General features: G+C 56.2%; 30 protein-coding genes and 1 pseudogene. 12 read left to right on the top strand and 19 right to left on the bottom strand.

Features of this window, described 5'->3' with window-relative positions; translation table 11 throughout:
- Positions 1 to 14 precede the first annotated feature (14 nt).
- The 5 genes from ACZ1HK_RS06750 to ACZ1HK_RS06730 form a co-directional block, all read right to left on the bottom strand.
- On the bottom strand, positions 15 to 410 hold the full coding sequence (locus tag ACZ1HK_RS06750; protein ID WP_472628120.1) for a hypothetical protein: 396 nt from the start codon (positions 408 to 410) through the stop codon (positions 15 to 17).
- Positions 322 to 675: a recombinase family protein gene (locus tag ACZ1HK_RS06745; protein WP_472628052.1), complete on the bottom strand. Its 354-nt coding sequence runs from the start codon at positions 673 to 675 to the stop codon at positions 322 to 324. The genes ACZ1HK_RS06750 and ACZ1HK_RS06745 overlap by 89 nt, the downstream gene beginning before the upstream one ends.
- Positions 676 to 710: 35 nt before the next feature.
- Complete coding sequence (locus ACZ1HK_RS06740; protein WP_472628051.1) at positions 711 to 986, bottom strand: hypothetical protein; 276 nt, start codon at positions 984 to 986, stop codon at positions 711 to 713.
- A 266-nt stretch (positions 987 to 1,252) separates the two neighbouring features.
- The gene (locus ACZ1HK_RS06735; protein ID WP_472628050.1) at positions 1,253 to 1,903 is read right to left on the bottom strand and encodes a hypothetical protein; all 651 of its coding nucleotides are present in this window, start codon (positions 1,901 to 1,903) and stop codon (positions 1,253 to 1,255) included.
- A gap of 160 nt (positions 1,904 to 2,063) precedes the next feature.
- On the bottom strand, positions 2,064 to 2,573 hold the full coding sequence (locus ACZ1HK_RS06730) for a TraM recognition domain-containing protein (RefSeq protein WP_472628049.1): 510 nt from the start codon (positions 2,571 to 2,573) through the stop codon (positions 2,064 to 2,066).
- A 244-nt stretch (positions 2,574 to 2,817) separates the two neighbouring features.
- Here ACZ1HK_RS06730 and ACZ1HK_RS06725 point away from each other — a divergent pair, with 244 nt between their 5' ends.
- Positions 2,818 to 3,159 carry a hypothetical protein gene (locus tag ACZ1HK_RS06725; RefSeq protein ID WP_472628119.1) on the top strand — a complete coding sequence of 114 codons (342 nt, stop codon included), beginning with the start codon at positions 2,818 to 2,820 and terminating at the stop codon, positions 3,157 to 3,159.
- On the opposite strand, the pseudogene ACZ1HK_RS06720 reads toward ACZ1HK_RS06725, so the two are convergent.
- The 8 genes and pseudogenes from ACZ1HK_RS06720 to ACZ1HK_RS06685 all read right to left on the bottom strand — a co-directional run.
- Positions 3,159 to 3,368, bottom strand: a pseudogene (locus ACZ1HK_RS06720) (hypothetical protein); the annotation flags it as partial. The gene ACZ1HK_RS06725 and the pseudogene ACZ1HK_RS06720 sit on opposite strands and share 1 nt — an antisense overlap.
- The gene (locus ACZ1HK_RS06715; protein WP_472628048.1) at positions 3,365 to 3,529 is read right to left on the bottom strand and encodes a hypothetical protein; all 165 of its coding nucleotides are present in this window, start codon (positions 3,527 to 3,529) and stop codon (positions 3,365 to 3,367) included. The pseudogene ACZ1HK_RS06720 and the gene ACZ1HK_RS06715, both read right to left, overlap by 4 nt.
- Positions 3,526 to 3,771: a hypothetical protein gene (locus tag ACZ1HK_RS06710; RefSeq protein ID WP_472628047.1), complete on the bottom strand. Its 246-nt coding sequence runs from the start codon at positions 3,769 to 3,771 to the stop codon at positions 3,526 to 3,528. Before ACZ1HK_RS06710 ends, ACZ1HK_RS06715 begins: the two co-directional genes overlap by 4 nt.
- 74 nt (positions 3,772 to 3,845) lie before the next feature.
- Positions 3,846 to 4,961 carry a trypsin-like serine protease gene (locus ACZ1HK_RS06705; protein WP_472628046.1) on the bottom strand — a complete coding sequence of 372 codons (1,116 nt, stop codon included), beginning with the start codon at positions 4,959 to 4,961 and terminating at the stop codon, positions 3,846 to 3,848.
- 9 nt (positions 4,962 to 4,970) lie between these two features.
- The gene (locus ACZ1HK_RS06700) at positions 4,971 to 5,315 is read right to left on the bottom strand and encodes a hypothetical protein (protein WP_472628045.1); all 345 of its coding nucleotides are present in this window, start codon (positions 5,313 to 5,315) and stop codon (positions 4,971 to 4,973) included.
- A 4-nt stretch (positions 5,316 to 5,319) separates the two neighbouring features.
- Positions 5,320 to 6,222, bottom strand: coding sequence for a hypothetical protein (locus ACZ1HK_RS06695; protein ID WP_472628044.1), 903 nt, complete (start codon positions 6,220 to 6,222; stop codon positions 5,320 to 5,322).
- A 205-nt stretch (positions 6,223 to 6,427) separates the two neighbouring features.
- On the bottom strand, positions 6,428 to 6,763 hold the full coding sequence (locus ACZ1HK_RS06690; protein WP_472628043.1) for a hypothetical protein: 336 nt from the start codon (positions 6,761 to 6,763) through the stop codon (positions 6,428 to 6,430).
- A gap of 111 nt (positions 6,764 to 6,874) precedes the next feature.
- Complete coding sequence (locus tag ACZ1HK_RS06685) at positions 6,875 to 7,405, bottom strand: hypothetical protein (RefSeq protein WP_472628042.1); 531 nt, start codon at positions 7,403 to 7,405, stop codon at positions 6,875 to 6,877.
- A gap of 300 nt (positions 7,406 to 7,705) precedes the next feature.
- Between ACZ1HK_RS06685 and ACZ1HK_RS06680 the strand changes: the two genes are divergently transcribed.
- The 7 genes from ACZ1HK_RS06680 (at position 7,706) to ACZ1HK_RS06650 (ending at position 13,414) form a co-directional block, all read left to right on the top strand.
- Positions 7,706 to 8,092, top strand: a complete 387-nt coding sequence (locus ACZ1HK_RS06680; RefSeq protein WP_472628041.1) for a hypothetical protein — start codon at positions 7,706 to 7,708, stop codon at positions 8,090 to 8,092.
- Between the two features lie 131 nt (positions 8,093 to 8,223).
- Positions 8,224 to 9,366, top strand: a complete 1,143-nt coding sequence (locus ACZ1HK_RS06675; protein ID WP_472628040.1) for an NB-ARC domain-containing protein — start codon at positions 8,224 to 8,226, stop codon at positions 9,364 to 9,366.
- Positions 9,367 to 9,613: 247 nt separating this feature from the next.
- Positions 9,614 to 9,838 carry a hypothetical protein gene (locus tag ACZ1HK_RS06670; protein WP_472628039.1) on the top strand — a complete coding sequence of 75 codons (225 nt, stop codon included), beginning with the start codon at positions 9,614 to 9,616 and terminating at the stop codon, positions 9,836 to 9,838.
- 1 nt (position 9,839) lies between these two features.
- On the top strand, positions 9,840 to 11,018 hold the full coding sequence (locus ACZ1HK_RS06665; RefSeq protein ID WP_472628038.1) for a WD40 repeat domain-containing protein: 1,179 nt from the start codon (positions 9,840 to 9,842) through the stop codon (positions 11,016 to 11,018).
- Complete coding sequence (locus ACZ1HK_RS06660; protein ID WP_472628037.1) at positions 10,957 to 11,397, top strand: WD40 repeat domain-containing protein; 441 nt, start codon at positions 10,957 to 10,959, stop codon at positions 11,395 to 11,397. Before ACZ1HK_RS06665 ends, ACZ1HK_RS06660 begins: the two co-directional genes overlap by 62 nt.
- A 311-nt stretch (positions 11,398 to 11,708) precedes the next feature.
- Positions 11,709 to 12,083: a hypothetical protein gene (locus ACZ1HK_RS06655; protein ID WP_472628036.1), complete on the top strand. Its 375-nt coding sequence runs from the start codon at positions 11,709 to 11,711 to the stop codon at positions 12,081 to 12,083.
- Positions 12,084 to 13,003: 920 nt separating this feature from the next.
- Entirely contained in the window at positions 13,004 to 13,414 is a 411-nt protein-coding gene (locus ACZ1HK_RS06650; RefSeq protein WP_472628034.1) for a hypothetical protein, read from the top strand.
- A gap of 102 nt (positions 13,415 to 13,516) precedes the next feature.
- On the opposite strand, the gene ACZ1HK_RS06645 is transcribed toward ACZ1HK_RS06650, so the two are convergent.
- Entirely contained in the window at positions 13,517 to 13,858 is a 342-nt protein-coding gene (locus ACZ1HK_RS06645; protein WP_472628033.1) for a hypothetical protein, read from the bottom strand.
- A 132-nt stretch (positions 13,859 to 13,990) separates the two neighbouring features.
- Between ACZ1HK_RS06645 and ACZ1HK_RS06640 the strand changes: the two genes are divergently transcribed.
- Positions 13,991 to 14,563 (top strand): recombinase family protein, encoded by a 573-nt coding sequence (locus tag ACZ1HK_RS06640; protein WP_472628032.1) that lies wholly within the window; start codon positions 13,991 to 13,993, stop codon positions 14,561 to 14,563.
- 211 nt (positions 14,564 to 14,774) lie between these two features.
- On the opposite strand, the gene ACZ1HK_RS06635 is transcribed toward ACZ1HK_RS06640, so the two are convergent.
- Positions 14,775 to 15,089 carry an H-NS histone family protein gene (locus tag ACZ1HK_RS06635; RefSeq protein WP_472628031.1) on the bottom strand — a complete coding sequence of 105 codons (315 nt, stop codon included), beginning with the start codon at positions 15,087 to 15,089 and terminating at the stop codon, positions 14,775 to 14,777.
- A gap of 367 nt (positions 15,090 to 15,456) precedes the next feature.
- Here ACZ1HK_RS06635 and ACZ1HK_RS06630 point away from each other — a divergent pair, with 367 nt between their 5' ends.
- Together ACZ1HK_RS06630 and ACZ1HK_RS06625 are read left to right on the top strand one after the other, a co-directional pair.
- Positions 15,457 to 15,852: a hypothetical protein gene (locus ACZ1HK_RS06630; RefSeq protein ID WP_472628030.1), complete on the top strand. Its 396-nt coding sequence runs from the start codon at positions 15,457 to 15,459 to the stop codon at positions 15,850 to 15,852.
- 38 nt (positions 15,853 to 15,890) lie between these two features.
- Complete coding sequence (locus ACZ1HK_RS06625) at positions 15,891 to 16,493, top strand: endonuclease/exonuclease/phosphatase family protein (RefSeq protein ID WP_472628029.1); 603 nt, start codon at positions 15,891 to 15,893, stop codon at positions 16,491 to 16,493.
- 1,227 nt (positions 16,494 to 17,720) lie between these two features.
- On the opposite strand, the gene ACZ1HK_RS06620 is transcribed toward ACZ1HK_RS06625, so the two are convergent.
- Positions 17,721 to 18,248: a hypothetical protein gene (locus tag ACZ1HK_RS06620; protein WP_472628028.1), complete on the bottom strand. Its 528-nt coding sequence runs from the start codon at positions 18,246 to 18,248 to the stop codon at positions 17,721 to 17,723.
- Between the two features lie 11 nt (positions 18,249 to 18,259).
- On the opposite strand from ACZ1HK_RS06620, the gene ACZ1HK_RS06615 reads away from it, so the two are divergent.
- On the top strand, positions 18,260 to 18,466 hold the full coding sequence (locus ACZ1HK_RS06615; protein ID WP_472628027.1) for an HNH endonuclease: 207 nt from the start codon (positions 18,260 to 18,262) through the stop codon (positions 18,464 to 18,466).
- 352 nt (positions 18,467 to 18,818) lie between these two features.
- Here the strand turns inward: ACZ1HK_RS06615 and ACZ1HK_RS06610 are convergent, their stop codons facing one another.
- From ACZ1HK_RS06610 to ACZ1HK_RS06600, 3 genes are all read right to left on the bottom strand, one after another.
- Positions 18,819 to 19,370: a PD-(D/E)XK motif protein gene (locus ACZ1HK_RS06610; protein WP_472628026.1), complete on the bottom strand. Its 552-nt coding sequence runs from the start codon at positions 19,368 to 19,370 to the stop codon at positions 18,819 to 18,821.
- Complete coding sequence (locus ACZ1HK_RS06605) at positions 19,270 to 19,737, bottom strand: hypothetical protein (RefSeq protein ID WP_472628025.1); 468 nt, start codon at positions 19,735 to 19,737, stop codon at positions 19,270 to 19,272. Before ACZ1HK_RS06605 ends, ACZ1HK_RS06610 begins: the two co-directional genes overlap by 101 nt.
- A 999-nt stretch (positions 19,738 to 20,736) precedes the next feature.
- Complete coding sequence (locus tag ACZ1HK_RS06600; protein WP_472628024.1) at positions 20,737 to 20,976, bottom strand: Z1 domain-containing protein; 240 nt, start codon at positions 20,974 to 20,976, stop codon at positions 20,737 to 20,739.
- Positions 20,977 to 20,988: the final 12 nt, after the last annotated feature.

Raw genomic sequence — 20,988 nt, 5'->3', positions numbered from 1 at the left:
TAGCTCGCCATCCTTTAGATAAGGAAAGTCAGGAAGCTCTCTAGGAACCTTGCCACCTCCGCCTGGGTCTGGAAGCGGCCTGCGGCAAAGCCTTCGAAGGCCTCCTTGATGATCGCATCGAAGGGCGAGTTGGGCACCAGAACACGCCCACGGCCACGTTGCTTCTCATAGCGATAGCCGACTGGGGCATTGTGAATCCAGAATCCGCTTTCCATGCGCGCCTGCATCTTCTGGGATACTTGCCGTCCATTCTGCTTGCGCTCCAGTTCCCCTTGGGCTGCGATGACGGTCTCTATGAACTCGCCTTCCGGGCTGTCATCCTCAAACTTGAAGTTCAGACACTCGATGATGGCGTTTTCGCTGCCGCAACGCTTCCCGCAATTCCAAGTGGAACCGGGTGGAGCGTGCAAAGCGCTTTGGATCGTCGAAGATCACAAAGAACTGCTCATTCGGTTGGCTATCGAGGAATGCCAAGAGCGCCATCATCCCCGGCCGCTCCGCGAAGTGGACGCCGCCACTGATCGTATCAGTGAAGGACGCTATGACCTCGAGGCCCGAGGCTTCCGCGTGGTCTCGACACGGCGTTTTTCTTGGCTTTGAAGGCCGTGGCCGTCCTGCATTTGGTTGCGCGTGCTTACTCTCGCATACGTTATGGCCTTTGGCTTGATCATACATCCTCCCCGGTGGTGTTGGTTTGCCCTGGCTCGGTATCACCGACGGGCACTTTTCCACCATCCAAGTTTAGCACAGCCCGGCGCAGCAGGTTGGTGAGTCCGGATGGGTTGTCCACTGGTTTTGGGGGGCGGCAACCTCATGATGATGTGAACGCAGGTCAGCATCATGGACCAAAGCGCGCGGATCATTTCGAGCTTTTCGGCGTTGGTTCCTTCAAAATCGTCGAAGTCAGCAAGCCAGTCCTCTTCGATCAAGGTGATTGGCGGGAACGGCTTTGGTTGCGGGTCGGTGGTGGTGTCTGTGTCGGGCATGCGGGCCTCCTGTGTTTGTGGTTAGCTTCCCGCGCCTCCTCTCCTTGATGCGGAACAAAGATCGAACATACTGCCCTAATTCTTATATAAGATCAAGGACTTTATTCCTATCGCATCGAGATGAGCCGGAAGGCTCGGGTGATTGGCGGCTTTGGAAGGGAACGAATGAGGGGACGCCCAAAACGTCCTGCCAAGCTTTCGCCGTTGCGGGACATTTTGGGCGCAGGTGCCGTCAATGGTTGCGCACTGGGCGTTGGCGGTGTGCCTTACTTGGTATGACCCTTGGTCTGCTTCGGACCCTCCTGCGACTGCGACATCCGGTGCTCCTTGAAGGCGGCACGGTCTCGCTCCATCGCCTCATGGTGGGCGCGCCGGGTGAGCCCGGAGAGCCCCAGCATATCCTTGGCGCGGAAGCTCGAGGTGTCGTGCAGATTGCCCTCCTGGTCCTTATAGGTCCGGGCCAGGGTGACGGAGTGATAGGCGCCGTTCTCCGAGTCATTGCGCCATATGGCCGCTTTTAGGCTGCCTTCGCGCAGGGTGTTGGCTGGAGGATTATGGGTTTCGTCAGACATGAAGTCTCCTTTCAGGTTGGGATGGGTGGGATTGCTCGTTGTGGCCGCTCGAAGGCGCTCTGCCTCCCAGCGGGTATTGAAAGTCTCGGCATCGACCTCAGCAGCAAGATCGGGCGACGGGCGCAGGACCGGATGGGGACGATCTTCCTCGACCATCGTGCGCGGATGGACACTGGCAGAACCGCGGTCTTGCGCTTGGTTCCGTACCCGTGCTGTCGACGGCAAATCGTCATTGGCCGCCGCAAAAAGCCGAGCGACCCGCAATTCCCGCAGTCGGCGCGAGAAGCTGTCGCCCGGAAGATCCGGCACGCTGTCGGCGTAAGAGATGGGTTCGCGCTTCGACACAGCTTACTGCTCCACTCTTGACCAGAGGCCATTCCGATATTGCGGATAATGGGCGAAGCGTGCTGGCACTGGCTCGGTGACGACGCGGCGGGTGCGTTTGCCCCATCTGGTCGCCACGGTGACCCGGTCCAAAGGCGGCATAGCCGGATGGGGGTGGAACTTACCCGCCAAGTTGCGCTGCTCGTAGTACGGTCGCCGTTCGGTCCTCGATCGGATATTCGACATGTTCATGGAAGAGATAGGCCCGGTTTGCGGGCATGTTCATGATCTCGTCCGGCGTCCGGAGTTCCCGGCGGATCTTGGCCTGGTGCGACTCCGCGAACCCGTGATGGGAGAGCGCAAAGCCTGCCTGCAACGGATCGCCGCCATTGATCAGCGACTGGATGGCTTGATTGCGGGCATGAACGGCACGCTCCTGCGCAATGGTGTCGTCGTACGCAAGCGTCTGGGCGCCCATGCGGCGTGAGCAATCCCGGCGCCTCTCCCAGTCCCCCCGCAGAGCAAACATCACCGAGGCCCCGGCACTCGAGAGGATCAGATCCTTGGCGCCGGGGGCTAACCCGTTCATCTGCGCATTCGACTGCAGGAAGATGACAGGGACACAGCCTATCCCCGCACCGTATGTAAAGAGGCGCGGAATCATCGGAAAGCCGGCCAGCCTCGCCGCCAAGTTGGCCGCATTCGTCGATGAAGAAGGTGATGCGGTTGGCGGCGGGCGCGCGGGATTTCACGAGCATGGCGGAGGTAATGGCTGCCTTGATCACTGTCCCCCACGGCCCGATGAACTCAGCCTGGCGGACATAGATAAAGCTGCCAGATCTGATCACCTGGCAACCAAATCCTCCATCTTCATCGTGTAGGGGGGCGAGACGGAGGCCATGAGCAACGGGTCGGAGAGGCAGGCCACAGCGCGCATGAGTCTCCCCGATGATGCCCCGGAAACCATTGCCTGTGTCTTTGCGCGACGCTGCTATCTCGGCCTCAACGCGGCGGACCACCGGGAACTCGGAGCGGGACATGCGGAAAGCGAAGTCGAGCCATTCCTCACTCTCGGTCGGGATCATGTTGATCACCCGATAGAGCGACGGGAAGCTGAGCTCGCTCTCCAACTCAACGATGGCCAACGACAGCGCCTCGCCGAACTCCTGACCACGCTCGGGAAGTACTTTTCGGTCCTTGGCCCACCGATGGGGATCAGGTTCTGCCACAGCACCTTGGTGTCTGACACCAGCGTGGCGCTGCCATGTTTGATATGACCCAAGAAGTTGATACGGTCCTGGGGCAGCCCGTGCCAGCCCGTGGGGTTCCAGGTCGCTATGAACTTGCCATCGGCCGTCTGGTCTTGCGCGATGTAGGCAGCTTCCCCTTTGGGGTCCAAAATCACCGAAGACGTCAGGCACGTGCCCGACAGCAGACTAAAGATAAGTAGGTCACGGAGCTTGCCGCTACGGGCACCCGCGGTCACAACCGTTCCGCCGGGCCATGCGTGTAGACCGGCTTGCCATTGAAGTATCCTAGTAAGATCGAATGGGGGTGCTTCTCAAATACGCCCGCGCGGCGCAGTTCATCGTACTTGGCGTTGCGCGTCGAACCGAACCGGTTCGACGCATTATCATCCCGGCTCATCGGCGTCCGCCGAAGAGCTTGAGCATCGCAAACAGCACTACGGACACAAAGGCCACGCCCAGAACCAGCATGGTGGTGAAGAACATCAACGGATAGGCCGCGATGCGAAGGAGCCAGTAAATCAATGTCGCCCATCCATCCTGATAGCGCGCGAGGATCGCGTCGATGATCGACGGCTCCAACGCGGCCCAAACGTCAGGTGTCCAGAAGACGGCGGCGTAAAAGCCCACGAATGCGGACATCCATTTGCCGCTGGATGCGATGAGAGGGTGAGGTTGCGGAGAGTCCTTCCCCCCAATTGCGGTAAAGAGCCAGTTCAATACAAATCCTCCAGATAAGAGAGCATGGGAAGCCAGGGCCCACCGGGCTCGGCTGGTCGGGAGGATGACGGACTCAATGTGACTGCGCTGGCAGGCGGAAGGTCGACCATTTCGACATAGCCGCGCAGATGGGCGGCAAAGGCGCCCTCGATTCGTGTGTAGTTGTTGTATTCCGGGTCATTGGGTCGGTAGCTGTTGGTGACGCCGATGATGGCGTAGCTCTGGCCACCATCGCGGGAGACCAGAAGCGGCCCGCCAGATCCGCCGGGGATCCCGTCACAACCTGTCGTGGCGATGACAGCCGTCGAGCCTTCGGCCGTATCGCCCGTGTCGCGATTGCCAGTCGCCGCGGCATCGGACGCCGAAGAGCGCGTAACGGGCATATCGATCCGATACGTCCCGTGTCGTAAAGATCGGATGCGAGGCGTACCAATCGACCTCCCTGAAGCGATAGGCGCCCATGGAAAGGAGGATTTGACTTGCGCACCCACCAAATCGTCCGGCGTCACGGCCACAGGCAAAACATGGGCGGCATCGCAGGCCGGTTCGGCGAGCGTCACGATCGCATAATCGAGACCCAAGTGCTGGCGCGGCGCCATGCTGCCTATGTCAATCGACGCGAAGTCATAGGCGCGTCCGCAAGCCTCCAGATAAATACGTCCGTCGGACGGCGCGGGCGGTCGTGGCGTGCGCCCAAACGGACCCTCCCATTGACCGGCCTCGGCAAAGAGATGCGCCGTGGTCAGCACCAGGGTTGCGGAGATCAGCGCACCAGTCGCAGTGCCTTCATGGTCCCAGAAGACCGGGCCAATGCCCGTGAGCTGGTCCGGCAGAGCCGGGTTATCCAACGCGAACACATGGTCGAGGAACGCGACCGGCGTCCGGTCATCCCGTCCCGGCGATGGCGTAAATGGGATGGCAATGTCGCGCCCGGGCTCTTCTGGTTCTTCCGGCGGCTCCGGCTCGCCCAGATCGTCTGGCTCAGACGTGGACCACAATTGGGTCCACGCAGCAACAAGCCAATCCGGCGCATCAATCTCATCCACCGTTGAGCCGAGGAGCATGGCGAGGCTCAAAAACCCGCCGCGGCGACTGGCCAGCTGTGCAGCCATGACAACACCTTACGCATTGTCTTTGCCTCCGGGCTTCTTTCTGGAAGCGGGCTTGGTCGTGGTGCGGGGTTTGCGCTTGGTCGGGCTCGTCTTGGCTGGTCCCGTCAAACGCGGGCGCCCACGACGCTTGCCTTTTGCGGCCTCGATCTTCTTCTTGGTCTCTTCAGACCGGTTCACGAAGACCTCAACCTTCTCGAAGTCCTCCATCATGACAAAGCTTGGGACAGGCCGTTCGTTTTCCTCGCGTAGCTTGGATTTTAAGGCTTGATAGAGCGCCAATCGGAAAAAACAGACCACAAACCCACACAGGTCGAAGACCAGTGCCAAGGCCGAAAGCCCAGGTGTGCGCCACATGGTTTCAATGAGGCGCTCGGCAGGACCTCAAGGTCGATTGCTGCGGCAGATCGGGCGTCAAGGCTTCAATGCGGTCTGCTTCTGCCAGCATTTGCGCCGCGTAAGCCCGCATACCCGCACTGATCTCTGCGATACGCGCCTGAGATTGCGAATTGGCCTGGCTACGCGGTGGGACCCCTTGAGCGATATTGGAAGCCGCAGCCCGAATTGTCCGCGCCGGATCCAATGCAAGGAGTGCACGCATCTCCGCAATGGCTTGGGCGGTCAGGACATCAAGTTGCGCAGCGGCCTGAGACCCCGTGACGGTCCCTGATGATTGAAAGACGCGCATCTCGGACAGGATCGCGTCCAAGGCATCGACATGCGATTGCGCCCGGCTAAGCGCCTCGTCGATCAACTCTGCTGCGCTATCAAATGTGACTGCTGAAGCGCCATAGGAATTAGAGACAGAGCCTACGCCTTGGACACCTGTTGGCCCCCGACCGGTGATTTCATCGGCTTGCAGGATGCGAGCTTGCTCCGCGCGATCCGCCAGCGCAGCTTGCATGAGCGTCATCTGCCCGACATACGCCGCAAAATCCTGGCGGGTATTATCGAGCGCATCAATATCACCCTGCTGCGTGACATTCAGACTGATGCCGCCGCTATTGGCGCTCAGGCTGCCAAGTGTCGATGGGATCGCAAAGGCCAGGAAACCAGTGACTGCAACCGCAAAGAAGATCAGGCTTGGTGTCCGGGTCTCCAAAACTGGAACGAGCCATAAGGCTGCCCAGAAGGCGTGGATCACGCAATAAAGACCCAGACCAATGAGGATGCACCTGAGATAAACACCCAAGTCGGGGTTATCGAACTGACTGGAATAGCCGAGTACCGCTGTACTGGCAGAGATGATGGCAAGAGCCGCCAAACAGGGCCAGGCGATAGAGTCATACCACTCAATCTTTTGGTCTCAGCCAAAGACTGGTCCATGGCGGCGGCATGTTCTGATGGTTCATGGGAACGCTCTCCAAAGAAGCGGAAGCCCGAACTGCGTGTTGGCAATTCGGGCGATTCCTTTGGAGTACGGATTTGGGGGATGCCCTGGCTGGCAGGCGCCAAAGTCGGTGGCAGGGTCAGGAACTGTTTGGTGTCTCGTGGAGCAGAACCATCGCGAGGATAAGCAGCGCCAGCGCGACAAGTTTAGGCTGAGTTACACCCTCTCCGAAGATCACGAGCGAAGCGACTTGGACCAGGACGATGCCACAGGCGCTCGTGAAGATGGACAGGGAACTGAGATCCGTTGTGCGGCTGAGCCAGACAAAGCCTGCCGCCGAGGCGCCCCAAAGCGATGCGCCCAGGATGGCCAGGGCAGGGTTGGACGAGAGCCCTGCGTGTTTGAGCGCGATGGTGCCCGACGCCGAGGCGATGGCTGCCGTCAAAAGGACAAGGATGCCGGAAAAGTTGAACATGAAGACGCTCCAAAAAGAAGACTGCCGCCCCGGATGTAAATCAGGGGCGGCAGGGCTTGCTGGCAGGGGGCGCGAGATCAGCCGTCTTTGAACTGCTCGGACGCCAAGGTTTCACGGCAGAGCCTGGAGCAGAGTCAGACGACCCAGCCATTCTTCACCGGGCAGGTCGGTGATTTCGCCAGCGACCGCCCGCCGAACCCAAAAGCGAACTCCAGTATCGTAGCCCACGGGATCATCGTTCCAGTCATCGGTCACGGGAAGATGCTGTGTCTTTCTCCCGTCGAAGACCTCGTCGATCGTTTCCGGCTCAATCACCAGCGGGCAGCCAGAGGGCCAGCGGTATTGAATACCCTTTTCCAAGCCGCCGTAGAGCGCATAGGCCACCATCCAGCGTACCATCGGCAACGAGAATGGGCGTTTGTCGTTCCGCAGCCCAATCGGCACGTCGATCTTCAACCCGTGCAGCCAAAGGCCAAGCGAAACGAACGCTGCGACGGTCAGTAGCTCCTCCGCGGGTTTGGCGAGGATTTCGTTCGGCCCTGGCGTGACAACTTCGCATTCCGCACCAGTGCCATCTGAGCTTGCAAACTGCCCATCTGAATCGTGACAGTTCGGGCATTTTCCAAAGATGAGTCCATTCATCTCGGGTCCTTTCTGCGCCGAAGCGCTTTAGCATGGTCCGAGGGGTCAGAGGTGGGGGTATCCAAACACTTGCCCTTGCATCTGGATGACCGGCCGGATCGCCACGTGCCCCCTCGAGATGGGGCTTGGGACCGGTCTCCCGATCCCTGCAAATAACGATGCAGAGGGGCGTTGGGACTGCATTGGAAAGCGGTTGGGATTTCCCAATCGGTTCCCAAAGGGCGCGTTAGGCTTTGATTTAAATGGGAAATATGTCGGAGAAATTGACTCTGCTTTATTTAGGTATGCTATGCTGACCTAATGAAAGAACGACGAACCGAGACATACTCGGTCGAACTCCATCGCGACCCGCTGACAGACGAAATCGAACGCGAGCCCTGGTTCGACCCAAAAACGGGGAAAGCGCACCGTCCCAACGGGCCGGCAGATACCAAATACTACGAGTGGAACGGGCGACGGTGCCGAAGCGAAACCTACTACAAGCAAGGAACCATTTATCGCGGGAGCGACCTACCGAGCGTGGTTGTTGTCGATGAAGAAACTGATGTCGCGATCTTGCAGGAATGGACTGTAGGAACTGATACCAGTCGCCTCAGTGGTAAACCGGCTGTCATCGCCACCGATTTGAGAACAGGTGTTGTGAAGCGAGAAGAATACTGGGAGCATGGCAGGAGGCATCGGCGTTGACGGCCCAGCTTACATCGAACGCGATCCGCAGAATGGCCATGTTGTCGAGAATAGCTACTACGAGAGGGGGCGAGGAGATTGACCCGAACCAAGGACCAGGTCCTCCTCAGGTTAGTAAAGCGCAGTAACCAATGTCTGACGACTTTGACGCTGAGCGCCTTCGGCACAACAAGCAGAAGCTTTGCGCGCGTTACAAGGCGAAACTTGGAAAGCACGTACGACGTTACGACGATATCCCCAGATACGACGACATCCCCAAAGTTGTGAAAAGGGTTTTTGCCGAGTATCGGAAGGACACTGGCCAAAACAACGAGGACGCTCAAAACCGCCTCGCACGCAAAGTTGCCGAGTTGACGGGGCACCAATTCCCGGCTGACGGTCGGGATACATTTTCTAGAATGCCATCCAATGGCGACGCTGGCATCGAACAGGCGTGGCAAACACTCTACAGTTTGCGCTTCATGTCATCGCCAGATCATGCGCTCAAGAGAGCGAAGTGGGATACGGCACTCGAATACGCCGAAGAGATAGAAAGCGAAATCTTCGCCGAGTCTCCTGATGGCCCTAGGACGTATCGTTCGGAAAACGAGGGCGAAGAAGCCCCTCATCCGGACGACGTGTTTCGAAAATCGCTGGAGCCGCAGGACACAAAGCGGCTCCCAGCGCGGTTCTTCAAATTCGAGCAGGAAGAGAGCTACCAGCCGAACCGACGGGAGTTCGAAGAGGTCAAAGCGATTCTTCGCAATCCCGACTCAAAGAGCGTTGCGCTTGTTGCCGCCGTCACTGGTCCGGGCGGCTACGGAAAGACAGCTATTGCTGAAGAAATCGCGATGGATGCCGACATTCGAGAGGCTTTTCCCGGCGGCATCTACTGGCTGCAGCACGGTCTACGGTTCGCGGAGCAGGACGGACGCGTCGGTGGTGAGATTAGCACCGACGAGGCCATCAGTGAAATGTTGGCACGCCAATTCGACGATGTTGATATGCGCAACTTCAACGTCAGCACAACGGCGCTGCTCTTCAAAGCACTGCCCGAGGCGCGATTCCTGATCATCGCCGATGATCTGTGGAGGAAGAGCCAGGTCGCATTTCTCGATCAGGCGCCCACGCATGCATCTGTTTTGTTCTCCACACGAAGTTCAGAAATCGCGCGTCGTGCGTCCAACGAACAAACGGTTGGGGCTCTCGAGGGCGACATGGCATTCGCCCTTCTGACGTCCGGTATGGGGACACTGACCGCAACGCAAGACGCGGCCCTGCGAGAGCCTCGCTAAGCGCTTCAACGGTTGGGCCCTTCTTCTGCGACTCGCGAACGGCACATTTCGGGCGCTTCAAGATCATGGAGGCGGTATAGAGGACGCCATTGGCGAGTATCGAGCCTTCTTCGAGCGCGGGAACATCACCGGCTGGGACCACCAAGGCGCTGAGGATGGACCCAACGCCGTCATGCGCAGGGAACTCGTAGAGCTTTGCATTGAGACCGGCATAAAGGCGATCTTTCGAGAAGACAGCGACCGAGAGTTGTTCCAAGCGCTCGCGGTGTTTCCGGACGATACCGACATTCCGTTTGAGATCGTTGACGGGCTTTGGGATGAACTGTCGCAAGGCAAGCCGCTGAACGAACAAACGCTGCCCTCTACGTTGCGCCAAATCGCGAGCGACTACAATCTGCTGCGCGACCTCGACCAGAAGAGAAAAACCTTCCGGCTACATGATGAGATGCTCGCGTATCTCCGGGGGGTATGACGTGAGCGAACTGCAAGATCGTCATAGCGCTCTCCTTGATGCCCTTGGGCACGAATGCGCGAACGACTGGACCGCGTTGCCAAAAAGCAACCGTTACGCCTGGTACCACTTGCTCAATCACCTAGAGTTGGCCGGGCGGACTGCAGAGGCAAACGAACTCCGGCTCGACTTCGATTTCCTGTGGGGCCAACTCGCCAACCTTGATGTAGAGGCGCTCCAGAAGTCGTTCATATCAAAAAATCTCACCGCCGACGCAGATTTGGTCAGGCGCTGCATCGATCGCTCCGCTCACGCCCTTAGGCAAAACAAAGCTGAATTGCCGCTTCAGGTTTTTGGCCGAGTAGGACACTTAGCCGAAGATACATCCTTATCAAGATTAGCTCAGGACGCGCGAAGCTCAGTGAGTGCCGAGCTTGGCTGCAAGGGTTCGGAAACAGCAGATATCGGCCCGGTGAGCGATTTATCAACCATAGGTACAAGAGATCAGCCTGATATGCGATTAATGCCGCGTTGGCCGCATCTAGACCGACCATCACGACAATTGAGAATACTCTTAGATTATGAAACTCGGCCAAGTCATTTGCGAGGCATCACTTCGGTGGCATTTAGTTCCGATGACATGCGAGCATTTACTACTTCGAACGACGGAACGTCACGAATCTGGAGTGCGCAAACTGGAGAGCCAGTTAGTGAAACGTTGCCCGGCAGAATGGTCGCAGGTTCCGTTTCTCTCGAGAACAGATTCATGACACTTGCAGACGACGGTACACTGCATTTCTGGGATGCTCAGACTGGATGTGCCTTAGAGCAAGAATTCGACGAGTATTCGAACCCGATAACCTGCATGGCGTTTTCTCCCGACGGGACTAAAGCTGTGGCAGGCTCTTTGGATATCGCTTGGAGGATCTGGAATGCACAGACGGGTGAACCTATTCGTCTGACCCCGAAAATTAAAGGTGAGCGTGTTTGCAGTGTGGCGTTCGACTATGAGGCTACTCACATAGCTGCAGCTTGCGACGGCGGATTGATAAGGGTCTGGAACGTTGAGGCCCGGGAACCAGTTTTATATTTTTCTTTTCCTTCTGAAGTTTTTGTCGAAGTCATAGGGTTTAGTCGCGATGGTTCGCGAATTTTTATTAAAGACTTTCAACAGAAATCTCATCATTTTGGACGCATATAGCGGCCAAACAATCGACGCCCCTTTCAACACCAGCAAACTAATTGGCGGAGATCGTTGGGATAGCTCGATGAATGTAGTTTTAAGTCCCGACGGGACGCAACTATTAGTCCTATATAAATCAGGCATCGCCAGTGTTTGGAATCTCGAAACTCTACAGCCAACCGTCGCGCCGTTGATCGGGCACGAAAGTGTCGTTTGGAATGCAGCATTTGATCGTCAGGGTAAGCGGATTGTGACCGTGTCCGACGATCAGACCGCCCGGCTTTGGGACGCCCGCAGAGGATCAACGCTAGATTTGCCACTAGAGGGACACGAAGGTGGTATTCGGAAAGCCACATTCAATAAAGATGGAACACTTCTTCTAACTGGCTCTCGATGATGGCACGGCTCGCATATGGGACCTAAGTTCAAATGTACCAGCAACAAGAACTCCGAAAGGTTCTGCAGACTTGCTATTCCATCGAAATGGAAGGCGAATAGGTGATGACTATGTCGCGTGTTGGACGGCGCAGACTGGAGAACCAATGGGGTCCGAACCATACGGGTCTGGTCGCGAAATACTAGCCGTCGCCTTTAATCCCGACTGTTCGCGCATTGCAGTCGCTTACAATGGCGGTGCCTTGCAAAGTTGGGATGCATTGTCAGGAGAACCTATCGACTTGACTGTTCAACGATGAATACCGTGGATTCTTGGGCGAATGGGACGAAAGCTGGCTCGGTTGGATGTCCGGAGACGACGAAGGCATATTTCTAAAATCTGCAAACGAGGAATTGCTATTACTGTTGAACAACAGCTATAGAGAGAACATCGGCGTGTATTTTCCGCTAGAGGCAAAAAACTCGTCCAGCGACGAATATCATCAGACTTGTAGTTGGGTCGTCAAGGCATTGCATGACGGCGGTTTGGTTCAAATTTTAGACAATGAGACTGGAGATCAAGTCGTAAAGCCTTTGCGAGGTCATTTGACTCGGGCTTCTTGTGTGGCATTTGATCACAAAAATATGCGCATAGCGACGGGTTCAGACGATCGAACGGCGCGTCTTTGGGACATGAAAAACTGGTAAGCAGATGGCCTCAGTGTGACATTCGATTCTCGGGTAACAGCAGTCGACCTTCGCAGCAATTGTTTGTGCGTTGGCCTGGCCAACGGACATTTAGTGGCGTTGGATCAGATAACCATTTAGTGCTGCACGACCATGGCCGCGCCAGCTCACTCGGCGCGCGTGTCTGTTGCCTGAGGTCTATACCATCCAAGCTATGCCCTGAACAGCCAGTTCGGGAGCCCAAGAGTTGCAAAGAATTGGGCTAAGATGGTTATACGCGAGCTGTGTGCCAAAGCGCCTGAAGCCAAGCCAGCTTGCGCCTTATCACTGGCATTTCCACATGAAAAAGTAAGCACGCTAGTTGCGGACCAAGGCCGCCAGATCAAGCCGAAGCAAAGATGCGTTGCACCTTGCCCTTCAAAGTTCGGCATACGGATAGATGTACCCGAGCAATACGGCCCAAAGTCAGCAAGGCGAGCCTGTGGACCAAGGTCCCCAGATCAAGCCGACGCAAAGATGCGTCCCAGCTTGCCCTCAAAAGCTCCTCATACGGATGTATGCACGAAGAGGAGACGTCCCCAAAGCCAGTAGGGCAAGCTGTGGGCGGCGTAATACGCGCCCGGCTTGGCAAGGGGCTGCGCCCCGTTGCATCCCGCTGTTGCATGGATCTGACATGCTCCAAATTTGCACCGGATCGTCGCGATCTGGTACAATAAAGGCGGAGGTGAATGTGCGTGGACCAGATGATTTAGACGACCGCCAGCGACGGGATTTCGACGACTTGCAGAACGAGATTGCGGGACGCGAAGTTGGTCGTGTTTCGCGCATCTTGACTCAAGACGATGAACGCAGCGCCGAAGGTAAGCGTCGGAAACGTGACCAAGAGGCGTTGCGCCGCGCATTGGACGCCGTGCTTCAGGACCCGATCTATCGCGCGAGATATGAGGCAGCCTCAGGATGCTTTGATCCGCGCGGAACACGCGACCGAGGCTGCGCTATCCAATCTAGACGTCTTAATCGTCCAAGCTCAGGCTGAACTGAGCGACATGCAGGACCAAGCCGCCCGTCTTCCAGACGGAACGCGGGTCTACCGGGATCAATCCGGCGCTGTACGCCGCGAAGACGGCACTTTCGTCGATGACACCTTGGTGGCTACGATCCTATGGCGAGGGGATGAGCCGAGTTTTGAGGATTACATCGGGCAACGGGATCGTTTGGAAGGTTTGGCGAATGATCGCACCGAGGTCGAACGCTATCAGGCCGATGTTCTCGGCGACGCGCGAAACAGGTTAAGCGATGAAGATAATCCGCTCTCCCTGGAGGAGCCTGGACGCAATCATCGGCGATATTAGCGATCAGATGCCAAACTCCGTACGGCAGTTGATTCAAACCGAACAACCGGAACCCGAACCTGCCGCAACAGCGCAGATTTTGATACCCGACTTGGGGACGCTTTAGTCTAAGCTGCCACAATCCCGCAGAATGACCGCCAGAATAACTCCACCGGGATGTGCGTCCTGATGGTCGAGGATGGTATTTCGGGTCTCATCCCGTAAAGTCTCCCAAGCACCATCTGAGAAGTATTGCGCATCAATGCAACTGGAATGGTCCGGGTGTGTTTGCGTGAAGACAATCCCGGCCATGGTGACGGATGTATGCATGTACCCGTTCTGACTCTCCTCAGACCATGCCGCGAATTCTGCGCCTGTGAAGCCTTGGGCCGACCCTTCCTGGGGATAAGTCAGCCCCAATATGATCGTGCTACTTGCAAGCACCCATGCCGCTATGCTGTTCATATTCCATGATTTTTGAACAGGCACGAGCTTTACGGGATTCCACCAAAGAGGTAAACAGGACCCCAGTGAACGCGGGGCGGCGCAGGAAAAGATGCTCGGCCAATGGCGTCAATTGCAAGTTGATCCGAAAGGATGGATTTCGATCAACCGCCATGCCTCAGCCCCGCCGCATCGGCTATGTCCGTGTTTCGACATCTGCGCAGGCTCGTTGATCGCCAAACACAACAATTGGAGGATTGCTGCGATGCCTTGCGGATCGAGTATGTCTCTGCGGTGGCGGCCTATCGCCCGGTCTTTGATGCGCTCATGGCTGAGTTGTGTTCCGGCGATACGTTTGTGGTGCTGGATGTCGACCGCGCCTTCCGCAGCGCAATTGACGCACTAACAGTCGTCGAGGACCTCCGAAGTCGCGGCATTGGCTTCGATGTGCTGAACCTACCGATGGATGTCGCAAGCGATCTCGGTGAATTTCTCTACGGGAGTATCGCGCTTTTTGCTCGACTCGAGAGAAAGATCATCCAACGGCGCACCCGCGAAGGTCTTGCGCGCTGCCAGGCGACGGGGCGTGCGGTTAGGCCGTCCGGCCCGCCTGTCGGACGCAACGATCCGAGAGGCCCATGCATGGATGCAAGACGCAGATCTGCCCTGCCGCTACGTGGCGTGGCAACTTGGCGTGTCCCGCCTGACCCTGCAACGCGGGTTTAAACGGCTAGACCTCGAATACCCCATTAAACCCAAAGAAAGAGAGGCCGCATGATCAGGAGTGTTTGCGGCATGACCGAAGCGGAGGTGTTCCGCTTGGTCACAGCCATACCTCCATAAAAGATTCCGCGATCCGAACCGAGTTCCTACGCGCGGTAGAGGCCTGGGCGCAGGATCAGTGGAATGTTTCTAGTTAGGGGGATCGAGTGACGATCTAAATAGCGAAGTCGTCGAGCGTTTTACCCGCTGCCAGACCCTCTTTGATCCAATTGGGCTGACGTCCGCGTCCCGACCAAGTCATGGAAGGGTTTTCAGGATGCTTGTATTTGGCGGGTGCAGCGGCTTTTGCAGACTTACCACCAACGAGATCGGCGAGTTTGTAGCCATGCTCAGCCGCGATAGCTTCAACGGCGGCGAGCGCCTCAGCCCGTTTGCGCGCTTCGAAACTTGCGAGGGCTTTCTTCGTCTCTTTCTCAAGCTGCTTCAGTTCGTCGAGCGAAAGCTTTTCTAGGTTTGCTGTCTTGGCCATTTTTTTGTCCCTTTGTTGCACCTCTAAATCTTGACTAGAGGGGCATTAGATTAGTTCCGCTTGTTTATGCACTCTTTGCAGCAAGCACAAACCATGCCGCGGGATCTTTTTGTCGAGCACGCGCAGGCCAGCTAGTCTTCTTTGTGATGTCATGCCACTCATACGCGTTCGTTTTCGGTCCTGGGCTGCAATTCGTTCCGAATGATCGCGCTCAAAACTGCCGCAGCGCAGAATCCCGAAAGCGGACCTTGCCGAAAGATCAGCAATTCTCAGCTTCATTCCGTGCGTGCTAAAGATACTTTTGAAGATTGACAGGATCGATGCTACGCTTTGCAACATAATCTGTAGTTTGATTTAAGGAAAAGAGATGGGCGCTCGAGATATTTCATTTGCAAGTTTCAATTTGCTGAACCTGCATCTTCCCGGGAAACCGATCTATGGCGACACCGATGGTTGGGATCAAGATGTTTTTGCAAAGAAGGTCGATTTTACCGCCCGTGCGTTGACGCGGCTAGGCGCGGATGTGATCGGTGTTCAAGAGCTTTGGGCGAAAGACGCACTCACAGAATCTCTTGCAGCGTCCGCGCTTGCAGACACTCACAAGCTTCTGGTTCCCGAGGATCATGCTGACAACAAAATCATCTGCGCTGCAGCTGTTAGGTCTGACATGATCGTGGGTGAACCCGAATGGATTAAGGATTTCCCAAGGAGTTCGTTCTGCAATCGACTGGCGATGATCCGCAACAGCCAGACATATCGGTAGCTCTTTCGGGCTTCTCTCGCCCTGTTATGCATCTGAAAGTGCAGCCGGACAGCCGAACGCCGGTGATCCATGTTTTCGTCTGTCATTTCAAATCGCGTAGGCCAACGCAAATCTGGCGGGAGCGAAGCTGGTATGACAAGGATGTGCACGGCCCTCATGCAAATGCCTTGGGCTATGCCGTTTCCACGATCTGCAGGACCGCCGAGGCTGCAGCGCTTCGCGTGCTCATTACAAAACTGACAAAGAAAACTGATACGCCCGTCGTGCTTCTTGGCGACATGAACGACGGAAAGGACAGCAATACGCTTAACGTTCTGTCCGAGCAACCAACCTATTTGTCACCGCTGTCATCAGGTGGCGGCGACAACGCGCTATATACTGCCCAAACTATGCAAGAGTATCGGTCAACACGAGATGTGTACTACACCCATGTATTCAAAGGCCAACGAGAAAGCCTTGATCACATAATGTTTAGCCAGGAATTTTACGATAACTCAAAAAAACGCCTTTGGGCCTTCGATGAGATGTTAGTTCAGAACGATCATTTGAACTATGATGACCACAAGACAAGCGGTACGAATGATCATGGCATAATTCGAGTTGGGTTTCGTTGGAAACCAGAGCGAGATGGCGCAAGCTAGGTGAGTGTTTGAAGTAAGATTTCATGCGGCAAAAGTACTTTTCGAAGGGTCACTTCTGAGGAAATTTCGGTATGCCAATGCAAGGATTAGTTCGATGGTGTTTTCAACAGATAGCATTTCCGGGAAGCTAATCGTCGCAATCGTGGCACCATTGGTGGTCGGTGCTGTGGGATTTTTGGCAGGCCGTATTGTGGCAGAGATCCCCCGCTTTGCAGATTGTCATTTCACCGACAAATGCGGACGTATCTGCTGGGCGCGTAGTGGAGTTTTCGGCGGAAGGTTCGCTTGACCCATCCGGGCAACCACTAGAATTTGCATGGACTGTCGGGGGCTGCCCCTTGGACAGAGTTCTGTGGCGGGCTGTAGTCCAACTGCTGATGGCTTACTACTTAGCTGTCAGTTTGTGATGCCAGGGAACGCGGCGGTTGCAGTTACTGCGACGAGCGAAGACGGTCGGGTTGGCACAGTTGCTGCGACCGTCACGGTTGAGTTGCAGAATGGTTATCTTGCAATGATCGCAGTAGACAACGGTGCGGACATCGACTCGGTCTATCGCGATCTATTGAACGCTTTAGACTGGTCCGCTCTTCAAGCCCAAGTCCGCACGCCAATTTTGGTTTTCGATCCGGATCAGCGAATTGCTCTACCAGCCGCATCAATTCGACCGGAACTGTCGAGGGTAGGTGCTTTCCTCGAAGGCACCAGAATCATGGTGCCATTGGGGCCTGACAAGCGAACCCTTCGAACTGGTGCGCGACGCGCTGGAGCCGCTTGGAGCGACACTAGTTGCAGTTCCGCCTGATCAGATTGGCGCCTCTTGAAAGCGGACTCGGCGAAATAGGTTTCACACTCCTTTCCTCCCCGACTTCGTTTTTGGAGCAAGTCTTGGATTAGTAGCGCTCGGCCCAAACCCGCCATTGGGCTGATGTCCAAGCGCTGCGTTGCAGCTTCTTCAAAGCAGACCTTAAGCGAGACGATCCCAGGTGGTGCGACTCGGAATTGCCATATGCGCTCAAAGCATTTGTAATCAGCAGCAAGGATTGAGCCGTGATGCTCTCAATGCTCTCAATGCTCTGAAGGAGTGAACAATGGTAACTCGGCTTGAAGGCGCATTGTCGACGACGAAGGGAAAGCACAGAGTTGCTTTGGAATGGTTCAATGAGCACAAGGGAGAGATCGTTAGATGGAATGATATTCAGGAGTTCTCCGCAGACCACAGCAGGTTGGTCAATCAAGCGAAAGGAATTCTACAAACCCGAGTACTCCGATTATTCCTTGAGCCTTCGCACTATCCAGAACGGGCCCTATCCGGACAAGGACGTCGAATACCGCCCAGATGGCGACTGGGCCCTGCACTACTTCCAGGAAAACCAAAACCTGGATCAACGTGACCGCGAGGCCACCAACCGTGGTCTGATGAAGTGCATGGAAGACCAGGTCCCGGTTGGAACCCTCGTGAAACGCAAACCTAAGCCGGGCGTCGCCTACGAAGTCCTTGGTCTCGCGCTGGTAACCAAATGGGAGGATGGGTTCTTCACTATCGAGGGCTTTTCCGACACCGGCGGAGTACATGATAAAGAAAAACCCGATGCTACCCGGTTGCGTGCGACCAATGGTACAATCACCGAGAAATTCGGCGCTAAGAATGATCAGGATTTGCGAGAGGCGGCCTTGGTACAGGTTGCCAGACGGAGAGGCCAAGCAGCCTTCAGAGCGGCACTGCTGGAAGCTTATGGCGGCAAGTGCTGTGCGCACTCAAGGACGCATTGGAGGCCGCTCATATCGCCCCCTACCGTGGTGAACACTCACAACATGTTCAAAATGGGCTGCTCTTGCGAGCCGACATCCACACGCTCTTCGATTTGGGGTTGTTGGTGGTCACAGAGGGCTACCGCGTAAAGCTCTCAGCATTAGCCATGGAAGACGAAAGCTACATCAACCTTGAAAGCAAACAAAATCGTACTGCCCAATAGTCGGACACACTATCCAAGCATGGACGCACTCGAGCGTCACCGAAAATGGGCTGGATTTTAGTTGCCCGCTCGGAACTGTCGTTGACAGTTTCGCGACTAGGTACAGTGCAGCTTCCCTAAGTGGACACCCAGGGCCACGTAAAGGTTGGCAATTCATCCAACTCCAACCAATGCTTCAAGGCTCGGTTTTGCGCAGAAACAAACAGTCCCTAACTGTGTAGTCTCAGGACCGCTTCCACGACGCGGCGGACACCTACGATGGGATTCTCCGAACGGATCGTAGCGGGAAGCTCCATGCGAAAAGTGACCGACTGGGCATCCACATGCTGATGGGTGATGACGTCATCGCGCCTCAGGACCTCGACTCCTGGGTCTGCCATGTCGTATCCACGAAAAACGTCACGCTTAATTTGGTCGTAAAAGGTGCTTCGTTGATCATCGTGGCATGCTCGTATCCAATGCCCGATTCAGTGCCGTAAACAGACACACGCGTTAGGAACTGGTCGACCATGCCACTAGCCCCGGTGGCGTTTAAGCGTTCGAGAATGCTCTCCACCAAGAAAGGGATCGAAACAGCTGGTGCATTCAGATCAGCTTGGGACAAGCCGATGCTTACGAGTAGCAGGCCTGCTTCACCTGCAGTGTCATCGCTGGCAGGGGTAGGTTCAATCTGGTGGATGCCATGGATGGCATGACTTGAGGCGGTGCCAGTAGTCGTTTTTATTTCTACGCCCGTGCTTTTCCAAGTGAAGTCCCTTGCCGAGCGGCGCCAGCCATCCCAAGCTTGCACGATTGGTCCAACCTCAGGATCGATCGCCCGTCGGCAAAGCGCGTCGAGTAGTAGTAGTTCCCCGGTAAGTCCGGAGAATCGCGTTCTCGGAGATTTCCAACCGCTTAATGGCAAGTTCGATCAGCGGCTCGGTGACGGTAAAGGCGCGCTCCAAATTAGTGTCAGCCTTCTCGCGCAGCAGTTCAGTGGCAATGAATGCTCCAACCTGGTCGAAATGCCCTAACGCAGGCAAGCAAATTCGGTTTGCGTTCAGCGGAGGCAGAGTTTCACGGTGCCAGGAGTGGTAGTGAAGCGCTGTCTTCACTACACCCGTCCGGGGCCTCAACTCGTCGCCTGCAAGGAACAGTTCTAAATGACCTCGATCATTCCGAGCAATTCCGACCACCTTCGCATCCGTCAACCAAGTAATGGCTCGGTCATCTCCATTTGTACCCACCGGAATGACGTTGATCTGGTTTAGAACTTCTTCGTAGCTGGTCATGAGAGTTCTTTCTAAACGATGGAAGCGCTAGCGCGGGTGGCGGAGAACTGCTCTGGACCTCCCGCTGGAAGACAGACCCCAACAGCGACTGTGGGATGCTCATCGTTCGAATGTTGATTGATGTAAAAGAATTTGGCCGTCGGACCCACTGGGTCGCCATCCCGTGCTGCTGCCCGACGGCACGTCCGCACTTCGGTGGTAGTAATCAAAGTAGATATCGCCGCGATACTGCCCCGGACCGGCGTTGGGGTCACTCGCGCCCCACGTTGTCTGCAGTTCGCCTTCAGCCACGCTCTTTGTGGTAGCGCGTATGTTAAATGGCAGCTGTGCCAGCGGACCTTTGGATACGTTAGCGCCATCTCCGTAACGAATCCCAATCCAGAATCGTGGCCGCTCCTCGTTCTTGAGCGATAGGTCAGCGTAGGACCATCGCTCGCCGGGCTGGCCAGTGATAAATAGGCCTGTGATCGGCCGAGTGAGGCTGGCCGACCAAAGCCGAAGGTAGGCGGCGATGGCATAGGGACAGGCCCGCCTCGGCTGGTTTCCTTACCATTCCTGACTGGAGGGCGATAGAAAGGCACATCGGAAAGCGTGGCGAGCGCGTTTGCGCGGGTTTCGATTCCACGCCAGATTTCCGCGTGAACCCCCTCATTGCCGGGCCTGTAATCCGCGAACGTGAAACGATCTAAGAGTTCGGCGGCCTCGGTCAGTTCGAGTGGAACATCTAGGATCCGGCCCCGCAGGACTTTGGCGACAGTGAGGTCACTTGATGGCCGGTCGAATAGTCCAGCCACGATCTTTGTATTGGGATCCTGATGTCCGCTATCATTGATGACTGTAACGAATGGCCGTGCACCCGGAGATATTGGAAGGGTGCCCACGCCTGCGATCTTGCCTGTGGCCGCGAAATTATCCCCATGCAAGACGGTAGGCTTAGGGGCGTCGCTCAACATGCGCTCAGTAATGGAGTTGCGAACCGCTTCATCTACATCATGATAGTCACGGAACAGGGAAAGTTGGTCGCTGGAGGCGAAAACCCGGCACGTACTCAATGTATGACCCGCGGTAGCCGAACCAGCGCTGCATCTGCATTTGGGTGTCCGCCAACGGGTTGGCCGATGAACGCTGAAACAACGCGGTGGTCATCCCTTCAAGTGTCAGCCCCCGGGCCATGACATTTCCTGAGACAAAGATCGTGCAAAGGTCGCGAGCCTGCTCTCCATTTGCCGGTTTCTGCATCCAGGGTCGGTG

The organism is Gymnodinialimonas sp. JB5-7, assembly GCF_055693405.1.
The sequence above is the reverse complement of the archived record's forward strand: the minus strand, read 5'-3'. Positions and strand labels throughout refer to the sequence as shown.

What these genes read in the sequence shown, in the direction of transcription:
- ACZ1HK_RS06745 (WP_472628052.1), bottom strand. Translation starts at nt 675, where the DNA reads ATGTATGATCAAGCCAAAGGCCATAACGTATGCGAGAGTAAGCACGCG.
- ACZ1HK_RS06740 (WP_472628051.1), bottom strand. Translation starts at nt 986, where the DNA reads ATGCCCGACACAGACACCACCACCGACCCGCAACCAAAGCCGTTCCCG.
- ACZ1HK_RS06725 (WP_472628119.1), top strand. Translation starts at nt 2,818, where the DNA reads ATGAGTCTCCCCGATGATGCCCCGGAAACCATTGCCTGTGTCTTTGCG.
- ACZ1HK_RS06715 (WP_472628048.1), bottom strand. Translation starts at nt 3,529, where the DNA reads ATGAGCCGGGATGATAATGCGTCGAACCGGTTCGGTTCGACGCGCAAC.
- ACZ1HK_RS06710 (WP_472628047.1), bottom strand. Translation starts at nt 3,771, where the DNA reads ATGTCCGCATTCGTGGGCTTTTACGCCGCCGTCTTCTGGACACCTGAC.
- ACZ1HK_RS06705 (WP_472628046.1), bottom strand. Translation starts at nt 4,961, where the DNA reads ATGGCTGCACAGCTGGCCAGTCGCCGCGGCGGGTTTTTGAGCCTCGCC.
- ACZ1HK_RS06700 (WP_472628045.1), bottom strand. Translation starts at nt 5,315, where the DNA reads ATGTGGCGCACACCTGGGCTTTCGGCCTTGGCACTGGTCTTCGACCTG.
- ACZ1HK_RS06690 (WP_472628043.1), bottom strand. Translation starts at nt 6,763, where the DNA reads ATGTTCAACTTTTCCGGCATCCTTGTCCTTTTGACGGCAGCCATCGCC.
- ACZ1HK_RS06685 (WP_472628042.1), bottom strand. Translation starts at nt 7,405, where the DNA reads ATGAATGGACTCATCTTTGGAAAATGCCCGAACTGTCACGATTCAGAT.
- ACZ1HK_RS06680 (WP_472628041.1), top strand. Translation starts at nt 7,706, where the DNA reads ATGAAAGAACGACGAACCGAGACATACTCGGTCGAACTCCATCGCGAC.
- ACZ1HK_RS06675 (WP_472628040.1), top strand. Translation starts at nt 8,224, where the DNA reads ATGTCTGACGACTTTGACGCTGAGCGCCTTCGGCACAACAAGCAGAAG.
- ACZ1HK_RS06660 (WP_472628037.1), top strand. Translation starts at nt 10,957, where the DNA reads ATGGTTCGCGAATTTTTATTAAAGACTTTCAACAGAAATCTCATCATT.
- ACZ1HK_RS06650 (WP_472628034.1), top strand. Translation starts at nt 13,004, where the DNA reads ATGAGGCAGCCTCAGGATGCTTTGATCCGCGCGGAACACGCGACCGAG.
- ACZ1HK_RS06645 (WP_472628033.1), bottom strand. Translation starts at nt 13,858, where the DNA reads ATGAACAGCATAGCGGCATGGGTGCTTGCAAGTAGCACGATCATATTG.
- ACZ1HK_RS06640 (WP_472628032.1), top strand. Translation starts at nt 13,991, where the DNA reads ATGGATTTCGATCAACCGCCATGCCTCAGCCCCGCCGCATCGGCTATG.
- ACZ1HK_RS06635 (WP_472628031.1), bottom strand. Translation starts at nt 15,089, where the DNA reads ATGGCCAAGACAGCAAACCTAGAAAAGCTTTCGCTCGACGAACTGAAG.
- ACZ1HK_RS06630 (WP_472628030.1), top strand. Translation starts at nt 15,457, where the DNA reads ATGGGCGCTCGAGATATTTCATTTGCAAGTTTCAATTTGCTGAACCTG.
- ACZ1HK_RS06605 (WP_472628025.1), bottom strand. Translation starts at nt 19,737, where the DNA reads ATGACCAGCTACGAAGAAGTTCTAAACCAGATCAACGTCATTCCGGTG.
- ACZ1HK_RS06600 (WP_472628024.1), bottom strand. Translation starts at nt 20,976, where the DNA reads ATGCAGAAACCGGCAAATGGAGAGCAGGCTCGCGACCTTTGCACGATC.